Consider the following 20,931-nt stretch of genomic DNA (forward strand, 5'->3'; position numbering starts at 1 on the left):
AAGTCCCCTTATTTCTGTTGAGCTTATTTCTAGGTGTAAGGTAAAAGCAAAACGGGTGCTGGTTTGCCAACTGACAAAGCAAGTGCCGCTTTATAACAAGGGCTCAAAAACAGTGTCAAGAAAGCCTTCCGGCTAATGCGTGCTGATTCGCTCCTTGGAATCAGACTCACGCTTGTCATCCTTTGCTACCATCTCGGGAGCCGCATCGGACAAGGGCTCCGGCGCGTATTGCAGCGCAATTTGCAGGACTTCGTCAATCCATTTAACCGGTTTAATAACAAGATCTGCCTTAATATTGTCAGGAATTTCCCTGAGATCCCGGACATTTTCTTCCGGAATGATCACAGTTTTGATTCCACCCCGATGCGCTGCCAATAATTTCTCTTTCAATCCACCAATGGCTAGCACTTGGCCACGTAGGGTGATCTCGCCGGTCATGGCCACATCGGCGCGAACCGGAATCTGGGTGATCGCGGAAACCAGCGCGGTGCACATGCCGATACCCGCACTCGGACCGTCCTTGGGCGTGGCGCCTTCCGGCACGTGGATATGGATGTCCTGCTTCTCGTGGAAGTCCGCAGGAATCCCCAGGCTCTTCGCCCTGCTGCGCACCACGGTCAATGCCGCGGTAATGGATTCCGCCATGACATCGCCAAGGGAGCCGGTCTTGGTCAGCTGCCCCTTGCCGGGAACGATCGCCGACTCGATGGTCAGCAGCTCGCCGCCCACCTGGGTCCAGGCCAGACCGGTCACCTGCCCTACCTGGTCCTGCTGTTCGGCCAGACCGTAACGGAACCGGCGCACACCCAGATAGTTCTCCAGGTTGTCAGGCGTCACCACGGCATTGATACGCTTGGCCTTGCCGCCCTCCTTCACCGCCTTGCGGCAAACCTTGGCGATCTGCCGTTCCAGGCTGCGCACCCCGGCTTCGCGGGTGTAATAGCGGATGATGTCGCGGATCGCAGCCTCTTCAAAACTGAGCTCGCCCTTTTTCAGCCCGTTAACTTCGGTCTGCTTTGGCACAAGATATTTCGAGGCGATATTGACCTTCTCGTCCTCGGTGTAGCCCGGCAGACGGATGACTTCCATACGATCCAGCAACGGTGCCGGGATGTTCATGGAGTTGGCCGTGCAGAGGAACATCACGTCCGACAGGTCGTAGTCGACCTCGAGATAGTGATCGTTGAAATTGTGATTCTGCTCCGGGTCCAGCACCTCCAGCAGAGCCGAAGCGGGATCGCCACGCATGTCGCTGCCCATCTTGTCGATCTCGTCGAGCAGGAACAGCGGGTTGCGCACTCCAACCTTGGTCAGCTTCTGGACCAGGCGGCCCGGCATGGAGCCGATGTAGGTGCGACGGTGACCGCGAATCTCGGCCTCATCCCGCACACCACCGAGCGCCATGCGCACGAACTTGCGATTGGTGGCACGAGCGATCGACTCCGCCAGCGAGGTCTTGCCCACGCCCGGCGGGCCGACCAGGCAAAGCACCGGGCCCTTGATCTTCTTCACGCGCTTCTGCACGGCGAGGTATTCAAGGATTCGCTCCTTCACCTCTTCCAGGCCGTAGTGGTCGGCATCGAGAATTTCCTCGGCGCGAGCCAGGTCAAGGCGAACCTTGCTCTCGGCCTTCCACGGTACGTTGACGAGCCAGTCGATGTACGAGCGCACCACGGTCGCCTCGGCGGACATCGGCGACATCTGCTTCAGCTTGTTCAGCTCGGCATTGGCCTTGGCAAGAGCCTCTTTGCTCAAACCCGCCTCGTCGATTCGACGCTTCAGGTCATCGACTTCGTTATGCCCTTCATCGATATCACCCAGCTCTTTCTGGATGGCCTTCATCTGCTCGTTGAGGTAGTACTCGCGCTGACTACGCTCCATTTGCTTCTTGACGCGGCCACGAATGCGCTTCTCGACCTGCAGCAGGTCGATCTCGGCGTCGAGCATCGCGAGCACGTGCTCGACGCGTGCAGACAGCCCGGTGATCTCGAGGATTTCCTGCTTCTGCTCGATCTTCAGCGCCATGTGCGCCGCCATGGTGTCTACCAGGCGGCCGGGCTCATCGATGCTGTTCAGGGAGGAAAGGACCTCGGCAGGCACCTTCTTGCCCAGTTGCACGTACTGCTCGAACTGGCTCAGGAGGCTGCGAATGAAGACTTCCGACTCCCGCTCGCCGACCGGCTCCTCATCGAGGATCGACACCTCGGCACGGCAATGGGCGTCTTTCTCGACAAAGCGCTCGACCTGACCGCGCTGCTCACCTTCGACCAGCACCTTGACCGTACCGTCCGGGAGCTTGAGCAACTGCAATACGGTGGCCACGGTCCCCATGCGGTAGAGCCCGTCTTCGCCCGGATCGTCATCGGCGGGGTTCTTCTGCGCCAGGAGCAGGATCTGCTTGTCACTGGTCATTGCGGCCTCAAGGGCCTCGATGGACTTCTCCCGACCGACGAACAGCGGGATGACCATGTGCGGATACACCACTACGTCACGCAGGGGAAGCAGGGGCAACTCGACGAGTGTTTTCATGATATTCGGCTCTACAGCGGCTCTTGGCCAAAAACGAGTGGGAAAACCCTTGGGCCTAAGATGGGGTTAGGCCAGGGAAAAAACAAGCGCGGTAGATGGAAGATAGGGAAAGAAAAAGGGGCCGACGGGCCCCTTTTTCTTATGCTTCAGGTGCAGCCTTTGCTGGCTGCTCGGTGTTTTCGTAGATCAACAGTGGCTGGGACGATCCGTCGATCACGCTCTCATCGATGACCACCTTGCTGACATCCGTCTGTGACGGAATCTCGTACATGGTATCGAGCAGCATGCCTTCGAGGATGGAACGCAGGCCACGGGCACCGGTCTTGCGCTCCAGCGCCTTGCGGGCCACGGCCTTGAGCGCATCCGGACGAAACTCCAGATCCACCCCTTCCATTTCGAAGAGCTTGGCGTACTGCTTGGTGAGCGCATTCTTCGGCTCGGTGAGAATCTGCATCAGGGCAGCCTCATCCAGCTCGTCGAGCGTCGCGATGATCGGCAGGCGGCCGACGAACTCCGGAATCAGGCCGAACTTGACCAGATCCTCCGGCTCCACCTCGCGCAGCGCTTCGCCCACTTTCTTGCCCATATCCGGGCTGCGTACTTCGGCGTTGAAGCCGATGCCGCCCTTGGTGGAACGGTTCTGGATGACCTTTTCCAGGCCAGCGAACGCGCCACCGCAGATGAACAGGATATTGCGGGTATCGACCTGCAGGAATTCCTGCTGCGGGTGCTTGCGACCACCCTGCGGCGGAACCGAGGCAACGGTACCTTCGATCAGCTTCAGCAGTGCCTGCTGCACGCCTTCACCCGACACGTCGCGGGTAATCGACGGATTGTCGGATTTGCGGGAAATCTTATCGATCTCATCGATATAGACGATGCCCATCTGGGCCTTCTCTACATCGTAATCGCACTTCTGCAACAGCTTCTGGATGATGTTCTCGACATCCTCACCCACGTAACCGGCTTCGGTCAGCGTGGTGGCGTCAGCGATGGTGAAGGGCACGTTGAGCAGGCGCGCCAGCGTTTCGGCAAGCAGGGTCTTGCCCGAACCGGTGGGGCCGATCAGCAGGATGTTGCTCTTGCCCAGCTCGACATCGTCCTTGCGCTCGCGCTGATTGAGGCGCTTGTAGTGGTTGTATACCGCTACCGCCAGCACTTTCTTCGCGCGTTCCTGGCCGATCACGTACTGATCGAGAATGGTGCGAATCTCTTTCGGCGCCGGAAGCTTGTGCGCACTGCTCTCCGCCTGTGCCTCCTGCACCTCCTCGCGGATGATGTCATTGCACAGGTCGACGCACTCGTCGCAGATAAAGACCGAGGGGCCGGCAATCAACTTGCGCACTTCGTGCTGGCTCTTGCCGCAGAAGGAGCAATACAGCAGCTTGCCGTTGTCCTCGCCGTTGCGGGTATCAGTCATTCGATCGTTCCAATCGGGGGTAGGCTTGCAACACAAGATGAAGGCAAATGCGGGCATTTTCAAGCCCGCGACGCGGCCGGAAACCCGGCCGCCTTATAGCGGAAGACCTCAGCTGACCTGTTGGCGCTGAGTCAGAACCTGATCGATCAGGCCGTACTTGACTGCATCGTCGCCGCTCATGAAGCGGTCACGGTCGGTATCGCGGGCAATCACGTCGAGCGGCTGGCCGGTGTGGTGAGCCAGCACCTGATTCAGGCGCTCACGAATGAACAGAATTTCCTTGGCGTGAATTTCGATATCCGAAGCCTGGCCCTGGAAACCGCCCAGCGGCTGGTGAATCATCATGCGCGAGTGCGGCAGGCAATAACGCTTGTTGGCCGCGCCGCCAGCCAGCAGCAACGCCCCCATGCTGCAGGCCTGGCCGATGCAGATGGTGGAAACGTCCGGCTTGATGAACTGCATGGTGTCGTAGATCGACATGCCAGCGGTAACCGAGCCACCCGGGGAGTTGATATAGAGGTGGATATCCTTGTCCGGGTTCTCTGCCTCGAGGAACAGCAACTGGGCAACCACCAGGTTGGCCATGTAGTCCTCGACCTGGCCGACCAGGAAAATCACCCGCTCTTTCAACAGGCGCGAATAGATATCGTAGGAACGCTCGCCACGGGCGGACTGCTCGACCACCATCGGCACGAGGCCGGTAGCCTGGATATCTGGAACCTGCGGCATGAAAGGATTATGGGGCATGTCCGACGATCACTCCCTTATGGATTGTCATGTCTCAAAGACGCATAAGCCAGCCCGAAGGCTGGCTTATGACGGATCGAGCGAAGAGAAGAATCAGGCCGCTTTCGGAGCTTCAGCAGGCTTGACCGCGTCTTCGTACGATACCTGCTTATCGGTCACATTGGCCTTCTGCAGGACAGTATCCACGACTTGTTCTTCCAGTACAACCGAGCGAACTTCGTTCAGCTGCTGGTCATTTTTGTAATACCAGGCAACAACTTGCTCGGGCTCCTGGTAGGCGGAAGCCATTTCTTCGATCATTTCGCGAACGCGGGCTTCGTCGGCCTTCAGCTCGTGCTGCTTGACCAGTTCGGCAACGATCAGACCCAGCACCACACGGCGCTTGGCCTGCTCTTCGAACAGTTCTGCCGGCAGTTGATCCGGGTTGATGTTGCCACCGAACTGCTGGACAGCCTGCACGCGCAGACGATTGATCTCGTTGCCCACCAGCGCCTTCGGCACTTCGATCGGATTGGTGGACAGCAGGCCTTCCATTACCTGGTTCTTGACCTTGGACTTGATGGCCTGGCGCAGTTCGCGATCCATGTTCTTGCGAACTTCGGTGCGGAAGCCTTCCAGGGTGGTTTCCTTGATGCCGAACAGACCGAAGAACTCTTCGTTCAGTTCCGGCAGCTTCGGCTCGCTGACGCTGTTCACGGTAACGGTGAACTCGGCAGCCTTGCCGGCCAGGTCGAGGTTCTGGTAGTCCTCGGGGAAGCTCAGGGTGAGAACGCGCTCTTCACCTGCCTTGGCGCCAACCAGGCCTTCTTCGAAGCCCGGAATCATGCGGCCGGAACCCAGCACCAGCAGGGTGCCCTTGGCGGAACCGCCAGCGAAGGCTTCGCCGTCGATCTTGCCGACGAAGTCGATGTTCAGTTGGTCGTCGTTCTGCGCGGCGCGCTCGACGGCTTCGAAGCGGGTGTTCTGCTTGCGCAGGATTTCCAGCATGTTGTCGACGTCGGCGTCGCCAACGTCAGCCTGCAGACGCTCGACATTGATACCGTCGAAGCCGGCAACCTGGAACTCCGGGAAGACTTCGAAGGTAGCGACGTATTCCAGGCCTTTTTCCTTTTCGAACACTTTCGGCTCGACGGACGGCGCACCAGCCGGATTCAGCTTCTGCTCGACAACGGCTTCATAGAAGGTTTCCTGAATCAGGTCACCCAGAGCTTCCTGACGAGCGGACGCTTCGTAACGCTGGCGAATGACGCTCATCGGCACCTTGCCAGGACGGAAACCAGGAACCTTGGCGCGACGAGCAGTCTGCTGCAGACGCTTGTTCACTTCGGTCTCGATACGCTCGGCCGGCACGCCAACGGTCATGCGGCGCTCAAGAGCGGAGGTGCTTTCTACAGAAACTTGCATGGATATTCCTCGTGGCACAGACGTAAGCCGGTCGTTCCGGCCCCAGAATTCAGGGGCAGCATTCTAGTAGGTAGAAATGCAGAAGTCACCCTGCCGGAGCGCGCGGAAATTCACGGATGCGCGAGATTTGATATCGGGAAAGATGGTGCGGACGGAGAGACTCGAACTCTCACAGCTTGCGCCACTGGAACCTAAATCCAGCGTGTCTACCAATTTCACCACGTCCGCAGGGAATCGCAGAAACGAAAACGCCAGGCTCTGGGCCTGGCGCTTCGGAATATGGGGTGGACGATGGGAATCGAACCCACGACACCAGGAGCCACAATCCTGTGCTCTACCAACTGAGCTACGCCCACCATATTACATGCTTGTGCCGACCGCCATCTGGCGCGCCCGGCAGGACTCGAACCTGCGACCATCCGCTTAGAAGGCGGATGCTCTATCCAGCTGAGCTACGGGCGCTTTAGTGGCTGCAACCCTTGCTAAGCAGAACAGCGTAAACCACTGAACCGGTTCGCATTGCCTTCTTATCTTGCATCAGGCTGTGCTCGACAAGCGGGGCGCATGTTATCGATGAGGCCAAATGTCGTCAACGGTTTTTTTAAAAAAATTTCATTGAGATAAAGGAGTTACGGTAAATCGATGGGGCTGCGCCTTTGCCTTCGGGGGTGAGCGTGCGAAAATGCGCATCCATTTTTTCCCGACTCGAAGGTTTGCCCTCCGACATGACTGCACAACTGATCGACGGCAAAGCGATCGCCGCCAGCCTCCGCCAGCAGATAGCCCAACGCGTCATCGAACGACGCCAGCAAGGGCTGCGCATTCCCGGCCTGGCCGTGATCCTGGTCGGCAGCGACCCCGCCTCTCAGGTCTATGTCGCGCACAAGCGCAAGGATTGCGAAGAGGTCGGCTTCCTTTCCCAGGCCTACGATCTCCCCGCAGACACCACCCAGGACGACCTGCTCGCCCTGATCGACCGCCTGAATGCCGATCCGGCCATCGACGGCATTCTCGTCCAGTTGCCACTGCCGGAGCACCTCGACGCCTCGCAACTGCTCGAACGCATCAATCCGGACAAGGACGTGGACGGTTTCCACCCCTACAACGTCGGCCGCCTGGCCCAGCGCATCCCCCTGCTGCGCCCGTGCACCCCGAAAGGCATCATGACCCTGCTGGCCAGCACCGGAGTCGACCTGTACGGCATGAACGCAGTAGTGGTCGGCGCCTCCAATATCGTCGGCCGCCCCATGGCTCTCGAACTGCTGCTCGGCGGCTGCACCGTGACGGTTACCCACCGCTTCACCCGCGATCTCGCCGAGCACGTGCGCCAGGCCGATCTGGTGGTGGTCGCCGCCGGCAAGCCCGGCCTGGTGAAAGGCGAATGGATCAAGGAAGGCGCCATCGTCATCGACGTGGGCATCAATCGCCAGGCCGATGGCCGTCTGGTAGGCGACGTGGAATACGACGTCGCCGCACAGCGCGCCAGCTGGATCACCCCGGTGCCGGGCGGCGTAGGCCCGATGACCCGCGCCTGCCTGCTGGAAAACACCCTGTACGCCGCCGAGCAATTGCACGGCTGATCGACGAAAAACGAAAAAGGCCGCATCAGCGGCCTTTTTCATGTCCAGGACTCCGGATTACTCGGCAAGACGCCAGGTAGTCCCACCCTTCCCGTCTTCCAGCACTACGCCCATGGCGGACAACTGGTCGCGGATACGGTCGGACTCCGCCCAGTTCTTCGCCGCACGCGCTGCCAGACGCGCCTGGATCAACGCTTCGACTTCAGCCGCATCGACCTTGCCTTCGGCACCGGCCTGCAGGAATGCATCCGGCTCCAACTGCAGCACACCCAGCAGCCCCGCCAGCTCCTTCAGACGAGCCGCCAGTCCGGCAGCGGCCTGCAGATCGCTTTCACGCAGACGGTTGACCTCGCGGGCCAGCTCGAACAGCACCGCCATCGCTTCCGGTGTATTGAAGTCGTCGTCCATCGCCGCGCCGAAGCGCTCGACGAATGCCTCGCCACCGGCAGGGGCAGCCTGCGGCAAGCCACGCAGCGCGTGATAGAAGCGCTCCAACGCCCCCTTGGCTTCCTTCAGGCTGTCTTCCGAGTAATTGATCGGACTGCGGTAGTGGCTCGATACCAGCAGATAACGCACCACTTCCGGATGGTACTTCTCCAGCACCTCGCGAATGGTGAAGAAGTTGCCCAGGGACTTGGACATCTTCTCGCCGTCCACACGCACCGCGCCTGCATGCATCCAGGCATTGGCGTAGAGCTTGCCGGTGGCCGCCTCGCTCTGGGCGATCTCGTTCTCGTGGTGCGGGAACACCAGGTCCGGGCCGCCACCATGGATGTCGAAGGTTTCGCCCAGGCAGCAGGTGGACATCACCGAGCACTCGATGTGCCAGCCCGGCCGCCCCGCGCCCCACGGCGATTCCCAGCTCGGCTCGCCCGGCTTGGCGCCTTTCCAGAGCACGAAGTCCAGCGGATCTTCCTTGGACTCATCGACCTCGATGCGCGCACCGATTTGCAGATCCTCGATCTTCTTGCGCGACAGCTTGCCGTAGCCGACGAACTTGCCGACGCGGTAGTAGACGTCGCCATTGCCCGGGGCATAGGCGAAGCCCTTGTCGATCAGGGTCTGGATCATCTGGTGCATGCCAGCGATATGGCCGGTGGCGCGCGGCTCGATGTCCGGACGCAGCACGCTCAGGCGCGCCTCGTCCTCGTGCATCGCAGCGATCATGCGCTCGACCAGCGCCTCGAACGGTTCGCCGTTCTCATTGGCGCGGCGGATGATCTTGTCGTCGATATCGGTGATGTTGCGTACGTAAGTCAGGTCATAGCCGCGCTGGCGCAGCCAGCGGGCGACCACGTCGAACGCCACCATTACCCGCGCATGACCGATATGGCAGAAGTCATAGACAGTCATGCCGCACACGTACATGCGCACCTGGTTACCGACCAGCGGTTTGAAGTCTTCCTTGGTCTTGCTCAGCGTGTTGTAGATCTGCAGCACAGTCATTGACCCCAGGAGTCACGCAGGGTGACGGTACGGTTGAACACCGGCTTGCCCGGCTTGGAATCCTTCAGATCGACACAGAAGTAGCCTTCGCGCTCGAACTGGAAGCGATCCTCCGGCGCCGCCTGGGCCAGCGACGGCTCGGCACGGCAACCGGTCAGTACCTGCAGCGAGTTCGGGTTGATGTTGTCGAGGAAGCTGCCGCCCTCTTCGGCTTTTTCCGGGTTCGCCGAGCGGAACAGGCGGTCGTACAGACGCACTTCGCACTCGACGCTGCCTTCGGCCGGCACCCAATGGATCACACCCTTGACCTTGCGGCCCTCCGGGTTCTTGCCGAGGGTGTCCGGATCGTAGGAGCAGCGCAGCTCGACGATGTTGCCGTCGGCATCCTTGATCGCCTCGTCGGCACAGATCACGTAGCTGCCGCGCAGGCGCACCTCGCCGTTCGGCTCCAGGCGCTTGTAGCCCTTGGGCGGGTTTTCCTCGTAGTCGCCGGCGTCGATGTACAGCTCGCGGGAGAACGGCAGGACGCGCACGCCCATGTCTTCCTTCGGATGGCGCGGCAGTTCGAGGTTTTCCACCTGGCCTTCCGGGTAGTTGGTGATCACTACCTTCAACGGGCGCAGCACACACATGGCGCGCGGCGCGGTGGCATCCAGGTGATCGCGAATGCTGAACTCGAGCATGCCGACATCGACCACGCCGCTGGCACGGTTCACGCCGATCATCTCGCAGAAGTTGCGGATCGATTCCGGGGTGTAGCCGCGACGGCGATAACCCGACAGGGTCGACATGCGCGGATCGTCCCAATCGGCCACATGACCTTCATCCACCAGTTGCTTGAGCTTGCGCTTGCTGGTGATGGTGTAGTTCAGGTTCAGCCGGGAGAACTCGTACTGGCGCGGCTGGGCCGGCACCGGCAGGTTTTCCAGGAACCACTCGTAGAGCGGACGGTGATCCTCGAACTCCAGGGTGCAGATCGAGTGGGTGATGCCTTCGATGGCGTCCGACTGACCGTGGGTGAAGTCGTAGCTCGGGTAGATGCACCACTTGTCGCCAGTCTGGTGGTGATTGGCATGACGGATGCGGTAGAGGATCGGGTCGCGCAGATTCATGTTCGGCGACGCCATGTCGATCTTCGCCCGCAGCGCCCGCGTGCCGTCTGGGAACTCGCCCGCCTTCATGCGGGCGAACAGGTCGAGGTTTTCCTCGACGGAGCGATCACGGAACGGGCTGTTGCGACCCGGCTCGGTCAGGCTGCCGCGATAGGCACGCGCCTCTTCCGGAGAAAGATCGCAGACATACGCCTTGCCGGCCTTGATCAGATGCAGAGCCCACTCGTGCAACTGATCGAAGTAGTTGGACGCATAGCGCACCTCGCCGGACCACTCGAAGCCCAGCCAGCGCACATCGCTTTCGATGGCGTCGATGTATTCCTGGTCTTCCTTGGCCGGATTGGTGTCGTCGAACCGCAGATGGCAGTCGCCACCGAACTCCCTGGCCAGCCCGAAGTTCAGACAGATCGACTTGGCATGACCGATATGCAGGTAGCCATTGGGCTCCGGCGGAAAGCGGGTAACGATCTTCTGGTGCTTGCCGCTGTCCAGGTCGGCCTGGACGATGGGGCGCAGGAAGTTGGCGGCTACGGTGCTTTCTTTGGGTTCGACGGTGGGCTTGCTCATGGGGTCCTTGATCATACTGTTGCGCGGCCAGGGTAGGCCGGCCAAACCAAAGCGCTTATCATAGCCGAAGCTGTCAACCCCCCGACAGGCCTTCGATTTCTTTACCAACGAGCGGAACCCCTCTCATGATCAAGCTGCATACCAACTACGGCGTCATCACCCTGGAACTCTTCGAAGACAAGGCCCCGGAAACGGCGGCCAACTTCAAGGAGTATGTGAAGAGCGGGCACTACGACAACACCATCTTCCACCGCGTGATCAACAACTTCATGATCCAGGGTGGCGGCTTCGAGCCGGGCATGAAGCAGAAGAGCACCCGCGCTCCGATCAAGAACGAGGCCAACAACGGCGTCTCCAACAAGACTGGCACCGTCGCCATGGCCCGCACCATGGAACCGCATTCGGCCAGCGCGCAGTTCTTCATCAACGTCAATGACAACGACTTCCTCAACCACAGCGCGCCGACCGTGCAGGGCTGGGGCTACTGCGTGTTCGGCCAGGTGACCGACGGCATGGACGTGGTCAACAAGATCAAGGGCGTGGCCACCACCATGCGCTCCGGCCACCAGGACGTCCCGGCAGACGACGTCGTCATCGAGAAAGCAGAAATCGTCGGCGAATGAGCCGATGAGCGTCCTGTTCATCTCGGACTTGCATCTTGAAGCGGAACGCCCGGACATAGTCCGGGCGTTTCTGCATTTCCTCCGCACCCGCGCCCGCCAGGCCAAGGCCCTCTACATCCTCGGCGACTTCTTCGAAGCCTGGATCGGCGACGACGGCATGGACGACTTCCAGCACTCCATCGCGAGCGCACTGAAGGAGCTGGCGGATAGCGGCACGCGCATCTTCCTGATGCACGGCAATCGCGACTTCCTGATCGGCAAGGCGTTCTGCCGGGAAGCCGGCTGCACCCTCCTCTCCGACCCCAGCGTGATCCAGCTGAACGGCGAGCCGGTATTGCTGATGCATGGCGACAGCCTGTGCACCCGCGACGAAGCCTACATGCGCCTGCGCCGCTGGCTGCGCAACCCAGTGACGCTGTTCATCCTGCGCAACCTGCCGCTCGGCACCCGCCACAAGCTGGCACGCAAGCTGCGCAAGGAGAGCCGCGCGCAGACGCGGATGAAAGCCAGCGAGATCGTCGACGTCACACCGGAAGAAGTGCCGCACCTGATGCGCCGGCACGGCGTGCGCACGCTGATCCACGGACACACGCATCGCCCCGCCTTCCACGAACTCGATTTCGACGGACACAAGGCCCGCCGCATTGTCCTTGGTGACTGGGATCGTCAGGGCTGGGCGCTGGAAGCCGGTGCCGATGGCGTCCTGCGGCAGGCTCCCTTCGCCCTGGAAAACACCGAGCCGCGATAGGCATCACCCCCGAGAGCGCATCAGGCGGCAACTATACTTTCCGATAGCCATCGCCACTCTTGCGGGGACCTATCGTGAACATGCACTGGATATGGGTTGCAGCCGGCCTGCTCTGCCTTGCCGGCTGCTCCAACGAATACCTCATCTCCACGGCCGACGGCCAGCTTATCGCCACGGATAACAAGCCACGGCTGGACAAGGACAGCGGCATGGTCCACTTCAAGGATCATGAGGGGCGCGAGCAGATCATCCCGCAAGGCCAGATCAAGCAGATCATCGAACGCTGAGAATCCACTCCAACGAAGCGCCCGCCCATGCATGGCGGGCTCCTCGCAGGAAACTCAGGCGGCCAGCGGAACTCCGCTGTGGAAGCGGAATTCGGTATCCGGAGCGCTGATCAGCTCCGCCTCCAGGTGACGGATCAGATCCACGCGCTTGTCGATATCGGCCGCATCGCCGTAGCGCCGGGCAAGGCTCAGGTAACCCTGGAAGTGCCGAGCTTCCGACTTCAGCAGCGAACCGTAGAACTTCGCCAGGTCGGCATCCAGATGATCCACCAGCGCGGCGAATCGCTCGCAACTGCGGCATTCGATGAAGGCGCCGACGATCAGGGTGTCGACCAGCTTGAAGGGCTCATGATTGCGCACCGCCGCCCGCAGGCCGGATGCATAGCGGCTGGCGGAAATGGGCCGCAGGGCGATCCCGCGCTTCTTGAGAATCGCCAGGACCTGCTCGTGATGGCGCAGCTCTTCTCTGGCCAGGCGCGACATGAAGTTCACCAGATCCTCATGGGTGCTGTACTTGGCGATCAGCGCCAGCGCCGTGCTGGCGGCCTTGAACTCGTTGTTCTTGTGATCGATCAGCAGAACCTCCTGGTCCCGCAAGGCGGCCTGCACCCACGCATCGGGGGTGGCGCAACCGAGGAATTCCCTGATTTCAGACAACATCATGCACTCCACTGGAAAACTGACCGACGAGCGGCTGGGCGCTGGCCGGTGCTGCAAAGGCGGAGCATTATACGAATGCGGCTGGGCGCAGCCAGTTATGCCTTGATATATCTCAACGCCATGATTGCTGGATCGCAACTAGAGTTGGTTTCCATATACAGACGCGCAATCAGGGAGACGATCATGCAAGCCATCCGTAGCATCCTCGTAGTTGTGGACCCCAACCAACCGGAGGGACTCGCTCTGAAGCGGGCCAAGCTGATCGCCAAGGTCACGCAATCCCACCTGCACCTGCTGGTCAGCGACAAGCGCGGCGATCATGCCGCCCAGCTCAACGATCTCGCCGAGAGTCTGCGCCAGGAAGGCTACAGCGCCTCCGGGCGGCAAGCCTGGAAGGACAACCTGCACGGCACCATCATCGCCGAGCAACAGGCGGAAGGCTGCGGGCTGGTGGTCAAGCAGCACGTCTCCGACAACCCGCTGAAGAAGGCCCTGCTGACCCCGGACGACTGGAAGCTGCTGCGCTACTGCCCCGTCCCGGTGCTGCTGGTGAAGAACACCGAACCCTGGGTCAACGGCAACATTCTCGCGGCCGTCGACGTGGGCAACAGCGATAGCGAACACCGCACCCTGCACTCCACCATCGTCAGCCACGCCCATGACATCGCCAACCTGACCCATGGCACGCTGCACGTCATCACCGCCCACCCCTCGCCGATGCTTTCGGCTGCCGACCCGACCTTCCAGCTCAGCGAAACCATCGAGGCTCGTTATCGCGAAGCCTGCAAGGCCTTCCAGGCCGAATACGGGATCGACAACGAGCGCCTGCATGTCGAAGAGGGGCCAGCCGATGTGCTGATCCCGCGCGCCGCGAACAATCTCAAGGCGGTCGTCACGGTGATCGGTACCGTGGCACGCACCGGCCTCTCCGGCGCGCTGATCGGCAATACCGCGGAAGTGGTGCTGGACACCCTGGAAAGCGACATCCTGGTGCTCAAGCCGGATGATATCGCCGCCCATCTGGAAGAACTGGCTACCCAGGGCTGAAATCCGGCCAAAACGAAAAAGCCGCCTTCGCAGGCGGCTTTTTCTTGTCCGTACGAACGCTCAAACCCGCAGATCCAGGCCTTCGCGCAGGAAGCGCGGGGCGATGTAGCGCTCGTAGTGCGCTTCGGACAGCAGGAAGAACTCGCGATCGATGGCGTCGCGCAGGTCCGGCAGTTGCCAGTCACGAAACTCCGGCAACAGCGCCAGGCCATATGCATCCAGCTGGTTGATCATCCGCGCCCCGCGTGCGATCAACTGGTAGGCCCAGCAATACGGCGACTGCTCCGGGACGAAGCGGATCTGCCGCTGCTCCAGCTGGATACGCAGGCGCTGCGGGTCGAACACCTCCAGCTTGGCCATCATCACCTGCACCAGCAGGACTTCGAGGCGCTTCCAGACGGCGCGCTTCTCGTCCTCGTCGTAGACGTTCCAGTTCACCACCTCATGGTGAAAGCGCTTGCAGCCCCGGCAGACAAGATCGCCGTAGACCGTGGAACAGAGCCCGACACAGGGCGTTTTGATGCGTTGTGAAGACATGCGGGAGGGAAAAGGGGGAAGAAAACGAAAAGGCATCTTAGCCCTTTGCCTAGGCAAGATCACCCTGTCATGAATGACTTCCCGACTTACTTTCGCCGGGCTTTTCCATTAGAATCAGCGCGCCTTTTTGGCATCATTGTCCGTTAGAAGCTGTTTTCAAAGCGTCACGAGCACAGATTCCGGCAGCCGCGTTGGCGTGGGCTCTTCCCTCAAGCGCCCAGCCACCCTCGTCCCAGGCCTTCCGGCGTTAAACTTTGAAAGCAGCTTCTGCCTGGAGACCGCCGGTGCCGTCGTAGGTCCGTGGATTACCGTCCACCATGCCTGACGAATGGATCGGTGAGGCCTCCTGGATACGCGTCCTCCGGGACCACTGATGAGGGAAATACTGTGCTTGAAGCCTACCGCAAACACGTAGAAGAGCGCGCCGCACTGGGTATCGTGCCCCAGCCGCTGAACGCCGAGCAAACCGCAGGCCTGGTCGAGCTGCTGAAAAACCCGCCGGCCGGCGAAGAGCAGCTCCTTCTCGACCTGATCACCAATCGCGTTCCGCCGGGCGTGGACGAAGCGGCTTACGTCAAGGCCGGCTTCCTGTCCGCCATCGCCAAGGGCGAAACCACCTCCCCGCTGATCGACAAAGCCCGCGCCATCGAGCTGCTGGGCACCATGCAGGGCGGCTACAACATCGCCACCCTGGTCGAACTGCTGGACACCGAACTGGCCGGTGCCGCTGCCGAGCAGCTGAAGCACACCCTGCTGATGTTCGATGCCTTCCACGACGTCGCCGAACGCGCCAAGAAGGGCAATGCCGCGGCCCAGGCCGTACTGCAGTCCTGGGCCGATGCCGAGTGGTTCAAGGCCAAGCCTGCCCTGGCTGACAAGATCACCCTGACCGTATTCAAGGTCCCGGGCGAAACCAACACTGACGACCTGTCCCCCGCTCCCGACGCCTGGTCGCGTCCGGACATCCCGCTGCATGCCCTCGCCATGCTGAAGATGTCCCGCGACGGCATCGAGCCGGAAGAGCCGGGCGTCAAGGGCCCGCTGGCACAGATCGAAGCCGTCAAGGCCAAGGGCTTCCCGGTCGCCTACGTCGGTGACGTGGTCGGTACCGGTTCCTCCCGTAAGTCCGCCACCAACTCGGTGCTGTGGTTCTTCGGCGACGACATCCCCTACGTGCCGAACAAGCGCGCCGGTGGCTTCTGCTTCGGCGGCAAGATCGCCCCGATCTTCTACAACACCATGGAAGACGCCGGCGCCCTGCCGATCGAGTTCGATTGCAGCAACCTGGCAATGGGCGATGTCATCGACATCTACCCGTACGAAGGCAAGGTCGTCCGTCATGACAGCGGCGAAGTCGTTACCACCTTCGAACTGAAGACCCCGGTTCTGCTCGACGAAGTACGCGCCGGTGGCCGTATTCCGCTGATCGTCGGCCGTGGCCTGACCGAGAAAGCCCGCGCCGAACTGGGCCTGGGTTCTTCCGACCTGTTCAAGAAGCCGGAACAGCCTGCCGACAGCGGCAAGGGCTTCACCCTGGCGCAGAAGATGGTCGGCCAGGCGTGCGGCGTAGCCGGCATTCGCCCGGGCACCTACTGCGAGCCGAAGATGACCACCGTCGGCTCCCAGGACACCACCGGCCCGATGACCCGCGACGAGCTGAAAGACCTGGCTTGCCTGGGCTTCTCCGCCGACCTGGTGATGCAGTCCTTCTGCCACACCGCTGCCTATCCGAAGCCGATCGACGTCAATACCCACCACACCCTGCCGGACTTCATGATGACCCGCGGCGGCGTGTCCCTGCGTCCGGGCGACGGCATCATCCACAGCTGGCTGAACCGCATGCTGCTGCCGGATACCGTCGGTACCGGTGGTGACTCGCACACCCGTTTCCCGATCGGCATCTCCTTCCCGGCCGGTTCCGGCCTGGTGGCCTTCGCCGCCGCCACCGGCGTAATGCCGCTGGACATGCCGGAATCCGTACTGGTTCGCTTCAAGGGCAAGATGCAGCCTGGCATCACCCTGCGTGACCTGGTGCATGCGATCCCCTACTACGCGATCAAGGCCGGCCTGCTGACCGTCGAGAAGAAAGGCAAGAAGAACATCTTCTCCGGCCGCATCCTCGAGATCGAAGGTCTGAACGGCCTGACCGTCGAGCAAGCCTTCGAGCTGTCCGACGCCTCGGCCGAGCGTTCCGCTGCCGGTTGCACCATCAAGCTGCCGGAAGATGCGATCGCCGAGTACCTGAAGTCCAACATCACCCTGCTGCGCTGGATGATCGGCGAAGGCTACGGCGATGCCCGCACCATGGAGCGTCGCGCCCAAGCGATGGAAGCATGGCTGGCCAACCCGCAGCTGATGGAAGCGGACAAGGACGCCGAGTACGCCGCCGTGATCGAGATCGATCTGGCCGAAGTGAACGAGCCGATCCTGTGCGCCCCGAACGATCCGGACGATGCCCGTCCGCTGTCCGCCGTTGCCGGCGACAAGATCGACGAAGTGTTCATCGGTTCGTGCATGACCAACATCGGTCACTTCCGCGCTGCCGGCAAGCTGCTGGAGAAGGTCAAGGGTGGCATCCCGACCCGTCTGTGGCTGGCTCCGCCGACCAAGATGGACCAGCACCAGCTGACCGAGGAAGGCTACTACGGCATCTACGGCCGCGCTGGCGCCCGTATGGAAATGCCGGGCTGCTCGCTGTGCATGGGTAACCAGGCTCGCGTACAGACCGGTGCCACCGTGGTGTCCACCTCCACCCGTAACTTCCCGAACCGTCTGGGCGACTCGACCAACGTGTACCTGGCCTCTGCCGAACTGGCTGCGGTCGCTTCGATCATCGGCAAGCTGCCGACCGTCGAGGAGTACATGGAGTACGCGAAGAACATCGACAGCATGTCTGCCGATATCTACCGCTACCTGAGCTTCGACCAGATCGCCGAGTACAAGGAAGCCGCTGCGAACGCCAATATCCCGGTCGTTCAAGCCTAAGCCTTACCGGCAATGAAGGAGCCCCGCCCAGTGCGGGGCTTTTTCTTTTCCGCGAAACATTCGCCTGGCACAGCGCTTGCTGTTTCCCACTCATTCAGAGGCCCAACGGCAGACAACGGCGTCGCCTTCGCCCGCAACCATCGCGTTGTGCGCCGGGCGGCGCCTTTTCGTTTCAGAGGTGGGAATGAGCGATAACATGCACAAGCGTCCGGACAGCCTGGCCTGGGTAGCCGGCTCCGACGCGCCGGAGAAGAGCGCACTGAACATCGGCTTCATGGCCCTCACCGACTCCGCATCGCTGGTGGTGGCTGCCACGCAGGGCTTCGGCCAACCGTACGGCCTGACCCTCAACCTGCACCGGCAGAACTCCTGGGCCAATCTTCGCGACCGCCTGCTGAGTGGCGAACTGGATGCGGCCCTGGGCCTGTATGGATTGATCTACGGCGTTCAACTGGGCATCGGCGGCACGCCGGCCACCGACATGGCAGTACTCATGGGCATCTGCCAGAACGGCCAGGCGATCAACCTCTCCGCACCGTTGATGCGCGACGGCGTGACCGATGCCGAAGCACTGCGGCGGCACGTGCACCAGGATGGAGCGCGCCTGACGCTTGCCCACACGTTCCCTACCGGCACCCATGCACTCTGGCTGTACTACTGGCTGGCGAGCCACGGCATTCACCCGCTGCGCGACGTGAACACCCTGGTGGTTCCGCCCTCGCAGATGGTCGCGCACCTGCGTGCCGGGCGGATCGACGGCTTCTGCGCCGGCGGCCCGTGGGGAGCCCTGGCGATCGAGGAAGACATGGGCTTCACCCTGGCGACCAGCCAGACGATCTGGCCGGACCACCCGGAAAAGGTCCTCGGCGCCACCCGCGCCTTCGTCGAGCAGTATCCCAACGCCACCCGCGCCCTGGTGATGAGCGTCCTCGAAGCCAGCCGCTTCATCGAGGCCAGCGAAGCGAACCAGCGCGGTGTGGCGCAATTGCTCAGTAGCGCGGAATACGTCGATGCGCCGCTGTCGAGCATCGAGCCACGCCTGCTCGGTCGTTACCAGGACGGCCTTGGCCACGCCTGGCAGGATGCCCACCCGCTGCGCTTCTTCGCTGACGGACAGGCCAACATGCCCTGGCTGTCGGATGGCATGTGGTTCATGACCCAGTTCCGCCGCTGGGGCCTGCTGCGCGAGGACCCGGACTACCTCGGCATCGCCCGCCAGGTGCAGCAATTGCAGCTGTACCGGGAAGCTGCCGAGGCGCTGGGCATTGCCGTTGCGGATACCGAGCTGCGCAGCTCCACGCTGATCGACGGACGCACATGGGATGGCCACGACCCGGCCAGCTATGCCCGCAGCTTCCCGATCGACGCCCTGTCCGACGAACACCTGCCCACGGCCATCTGAGTACGACCATGCTGCGAGTTCTGCTGATCAACGACACCCCGAAAAAAGTCGGTCGCCTGAAAGCTGCGCTGATGGAAGCCGGTTTCGACGTGGTGGACGAGTCCGGGCTGACCATCGACCTGCCGCAGCGGGTCGAGGCACTGCATCCGGACGTCATTCTCATCGACACCGAGTCCCCCGGTCGCGATGTTCTCGAACAGGTGGTGCTGGTGTCCCGCGACCAGCCACGGCCGATCGTGATGTTCACCGACGAAAACGACCCGCAGGTGATGCGCCAGGCCATCCGTTCCGGCGTCAGCGCCTATATCGTCGAAGGTATCCAGAGCGAGCGCCTGAAGCCCATCCTCGATGTGGCCATGGCTCGCTTCGAGAGCGACCAGGCCCTGCGTGCGCAACTGCAGGCTCGCGAGCAGCAACTGACCGAACGCAAGCGCATCGAGCTCGCCAAGGGCCTGCTGATGAAAATGAAGGGTTGCACCGAGGAAGAAGCCTACACCCTGATGCGCCGCCAAGCCATGAGCCGGCAGCAGAAGCTGATCCAGGTCGCCGAGCAGGTCATCGCCATGCACGACATGCTCGGACAGTGAGACCACAATTCACGAAAGATAGCTTGCTAAGCAATGTATCTGCTGAATATTTGCCCAATCCAGTGAACCTCTCCGAAACGCCCTTCTGGCAAGGTTTCCTTGCCTTTTCAGGACCTTAGATATCTTTTCCGACCGCTGCCGCCTGTCGGGTTTCAGATCATTTTTTGAACAATCCGGCGCCGGTGGCACTCAGATGGAAGCCCGAGTTAATCGCGCCACCCTTGAGTTATGGTCGTCCAAAGGTGTGCATGTCTAACCCTCGAGTTCGGAGCAATCCTCCATGCACAGTCTTTCCGTGCAGGCGGATTCTCTGTCTCAAGAAAGAGGAGTGGCTCATGAAGACATGAGATACATGTACCGAATAACCAGAACAACCTGACCATGACAAAAACAAAGTCCGAAGAGACTTATAACTATATAGCGGTGCCCTACTGCATCAGCACATCAACTTAATTTTTAAAACAAGAGGTAACCCATGGAGCTGTCCCACTTTCTTACTTCCTTGCTGAAGCAGGAAGCAACCATGGAATTAATGCGCATGGGTGTTGTTTATGCCCATCTGATCGCTTGCTGCGTTGCAATTGGCCTGGTCCTGACCAGCGACTTCGCCATGATCAAGCAACTGATCCAGGGAAAAAACGACTCCCATAGCGACAAAAACCATCTTGAAACCTTGAAAAAGACCGTACTTGCTGCACTTGCTGTTCTCTGGGTTACCGGGATCGGAATCATCCTGATGGACTACGCCGTCAAGGGTGCCGAGTACTTCCTCAACCCCAAACTTCAGGCGAAAGTGCTGATCGTGGTACTGCTGACCATCAATGGCTTCCTGCTGCACAGCGTGGTAATGCCATGGATGATCAAGGCCGGCACGCTGCTCAAGCTGAAACCGGGCGCCCGCACCCTGGCGGTGTTCTCCGGTGTTGTTTCCGGCGTCTCCTGGTTCTACGCAGCCATGCTGGGCATCGCCCGCCCGCTGAGCTGGAAGTATTCCCTCCAGGAAATCCTCTTCGCTTACCCGCTCTTCATCTGCCTTGGCTTCGTTACGATGATGATGCTGGTCAAGTGGGCAGCCAATCGTCCGGAAGATACCTCCACATTCCGTGTGAATCCGGCTCTCGCCCCCTGGTAAGAGCAATACCGGGCAGGGAAGCCCAGTTCAGGAATATAAACCTGGAAGCCGAACAATAAGATTATTTCTATAAAACACCGGTACTACAAAAAGAACTCCACCACGGCACACCCGGCAA

Annotated in this window: 17 protein-coding genes and 3 tRNA genes; 9 read left to right on the plus strand and 11 right to left on the minus strand. The window is 61.0% G+C overall.

The features are described from left to right. Nucleotides 1–132: 132 nt before the first annotated feature. From lon to JFY56_RS10050, 7 genes are all read right to left on the minus strand, one after another. Nucleotides 133–2,529, minus strand: a complete 2,397-nt coding sequence (gene lon / locus JFY56_RS10020) for an endopeptidase La (RefSeq protein WP_208313509.1) — start codon at nucleotides 2,527–2,529, stop codon at nucleotides 133–135. Between the two features lie 139 nt (nucleotides 2,530–2,668). After that, nucleotides 2,669–3,949, minus strand: a complete 1,281-nt coding sequence (gene clpX / locus JFY56_RS10025) for an ATP-dependent Clp protease ATP-binding subunit ClpX (protein ID WP_208313510.1) — start codon at nucleotides 3,947–3,949, stop codon at nucleotides 2,669–2,671. A 108-nt stretch (nucleotides 3,950–4,057) separates the two neighbouring features. Continuing rightward, entirely contained in the window at nucleotides 4,058–4,696 is a 639-nt protein-coding gene (clpP, locus tag JFY56_RS10030) for an ATP-dependent Clp endopeptidase proteolytic subunit ClpP (RefSeq protein WP_208313511.1), read from the minus strand. A 93-nt stretch (nucleotides 4,697–4,789) separates the two neighbouring features. Further along, nucleotides 4,790–6,100: a trigger factor gene (tig, locus tag JFY56_RS10035; protein ID WP_208313512.1), complete on the minus strand. Its 1,311-nt coding sequence runs from the start codon at nucleotides 6,098–6,100 to the stop codon at nucleotides 4,790–4,792. A gap of 143 nt (nucleotides 6,101–6,243) precedes the next feature. Then, nucleotides 6,244–6,328 (minus strand) — tRNA-Leu (locus JFY56_RS10040). Between the two features lie 52 nt (nucleotides 6,329–6,380). Beyond that, nucleotides 6,381–6,456: transfer RNA gene (locus JFY56_RS10045), tRNA-His, on the minus strand. Between the two features lie 29 nt (nucleotides 6,457–6,485). Further along, a tRNA-Arg gene (locus tag JFY56_RS10050) sits at nucleotides 6,486–6,562 on the minus strand. A gap of 263 nt (nucleotides 6,563–6,825) precedes the next feature. On the opposite strand from JFY56_RS10050, the gene folD reads away from it, so the two are divergent. Next, complete coding sequence (gene folD / locus JFY56_RS10055) at nucleotides 6,826–7,680, plus strand: bifunctional methylenetetrahydrofolate dehydrogenase/methenyltetrahydrofolate cyclohydrolase FolD (RefSeq protein ID WP_208313513.1); 855 nt, start codon at nucleotides 6,826–6,828, stop codon at nucleotides 7,678–7,680. A gap of 57 nt (nucleotides 7,681–7,737) precedes the next feature. On the opposite strand, the gene cysS is transcribed toward folD, so the two are convergent. Further along, nucleotides 7,738–9,120 (minus strand): cysteine--tRNA ligase, encoded by a 1,383-nt coding sequence (gene cysS, locus JFY56_RS10060; protein WP_208313751.1) that lies wholly within the window; start codon nucleotides 9,118–9,120, stop codon nucleotides 7,738–7,740. A 2-nt stretch (nucleotides 9,121–9,122) separates the two neighbouring features. Continuing rightward, nucleotides 9,123–10,805, minus strand: a complete 1,683-nt coding sequence (locus JFY56_RS10065) for a glutamine--tRNA ligase/YqeY domain fusion protein (protein WP_208313514.1) — start codon at nucleotides 10,803–10,805, stop codon at nucleotides 9,123–9,125. Between the two features lie 125 nt (nucleotides 10,806–10,930). Between JFY56_RS10065 and JFY56_RS10070 the strand changes: the two genes are divergently transcribed. From JFY56_RS10070 to JFY56_RS10080, 3 genes are all read left to right on the plus strand, one after another. Continuing rightward, nucleotides 10,931–11,428: a peptidylprolyl isomerase gene (locus tag JFY56_RS10070; protein ID WP_208313515.1), complete on the plus strand. Its 498-nt coding sequence runs from the start codon at nucleotides 10,931–10,933 to the stop codon at nucleotides 11,426–11,428. A 4-nt stretch (nucleotides 11,429–11,432) separates the two neighbouring features. Further along, nucleotides 11,433–12,176 (plus strand): UDP-2,3-diacylglucosamine diphosphatase, encoded by a 744-nt coding sequence (lpxH, locus tag JFY56_RS10075; protein WP_208313516.1) that lies wholly within the window; start codon nucleotides 11,433–11,435, stop codon nucleotides 12,174–12,176. A gap of 80 nt (nucleotides 12,177–12,256) precedes the next feature. Continuing rightward, nucleotides 12,257–12,463 (plus strand): YgdI/YgdR family lipoprotein, encoded by a 207-nt coding sequence (locus JFY56_RS10080; protein WP_208313517.1) that lies wholly within the window; start codon nucleotides 12,257–12,259, stop codon nucleotides 12,461–12,463. Between the two features lie 54 nt (nucleotides 12,464–12,517). Here JFY56_RS10080 and miaE read toward each other — a convergent pair whose 3' ends face one another. Beyond that, entirely contained in the window at nucleotides 12,518–13,123 is a 606-nt protein-coding gene (miaE, locus tag JFY56_RS10085) for a tRNA-(ms[2]io[6]A)-hydroxylase (RefSeq protein WP_328824854.1), read from the minus strand. Between the two features lie 183 nt (nucleotides 13,124–13,306). On the opposite strand from miaE, the gene JFY56_RS10090 reads away from it, so the two are divergent. After that, complete coding sequence (locus JFY56_RS10090; protein ID WP_208313519.1) at nucleotides 13,307–14,170, plus strand: universal stress protein; 864 nt, start codon at nucleotides 13,307–13,309, stop codon at nucleotides 14,168–14,170. 60 nt (nucleotides 14,171–14,230) lie between these two features. On the opposite strand, the gene JFY56_RS10095 is transcribed toward JFY56_RS10090, so the two are convergent. Next, nucleotides 14,231–14,707 (minus strand): DUF1289 domain-containing protein, encoded by a 477-nt coding sequence (locus JFY56_RS10095; protein WP_208313520.1) that lies wholly within the window; start codon nucleotides 14,705–14,707, stop codon nucleotides 14,231–14,233. Between the two features lie 387 nt (nucleotides 14,708–15,094). Here JFY56_RS10095 and acnB point away from each other — a divergent pair, with 387 nt between their 5' ends. The 4 genes from acnB to JFY56_RS10115 all read left to right on the plus strand — a co-directional run bounded on the left by acnB (nucleotide 15,095) and on the right by JFY56_RS10115 (nucleotide 20,813). Then, the gene (acnB, locus tag JFY56_RS10100) at nucleotides 15,095–17,692 is read left to right on the plus strand and encodes a bifunctional aconitate hydratase 2/2-methylisocitrate dehydratase (RefSeq protein ID WP_208313521.1); all 2,598 of its coding nucleotides are present in this window, start codon (nucleotides 15,095–15,097) and stop codon (nucleotides 17,690–17,692) included. A 196-nt stretch (nucleotides 17,693–17,888) separates the two neighbouring features. Then, nucleotides 17,889–19,094, plus strand: coding sequence for a CmpA/NrtA family ABC transporter substrate-binding protein (locus tag JFY56_RS10105; RefSeq protein WP_208313752.1), 1,206 nt, complete (start codon nucleotides 17,889–17,891; stop codon nucleotides 19,092–19,094). A gap of 8 nt (nucleotides 19,095–19,102) precedes the next feature. After that, a complete protein-coding gene (locus tag JFY56_RS10110; RefSeq protein ID WP_208313522.1) occupies nucleotides 19,103–19,681 on the plus strand; it encodes an ANTAR domain-containing response regulator in 579 nt (192 codons plus the stop codon). A gap of 475 nt (nucleotides 19,682–20,156) precedes the next feature. Next, nucleotides 20,157–20,813, plus strand: a complete 657-nt coding sequence (locus JFY56_RS10115; protein WP_208313523.1) for a hypothetical protein — start codon at nucleotides 20,157–20,159, stop codon at nucleotides 20,811–20,813. Nucleotides 20,814–20,931: the final 118 nt, after the last annotated feature.

The organism is Pseudomonas schmalbachii (genome assembly GCF_017589465.1).
GTDB classification, from domain to species: domain Bacteria; phylum Pseudomonadota; class Gammaproteobacteria; order Pseudomonadales; family Pseudomonadaceae; genus Pseudomonas; species Pseudomonas schmalbachii.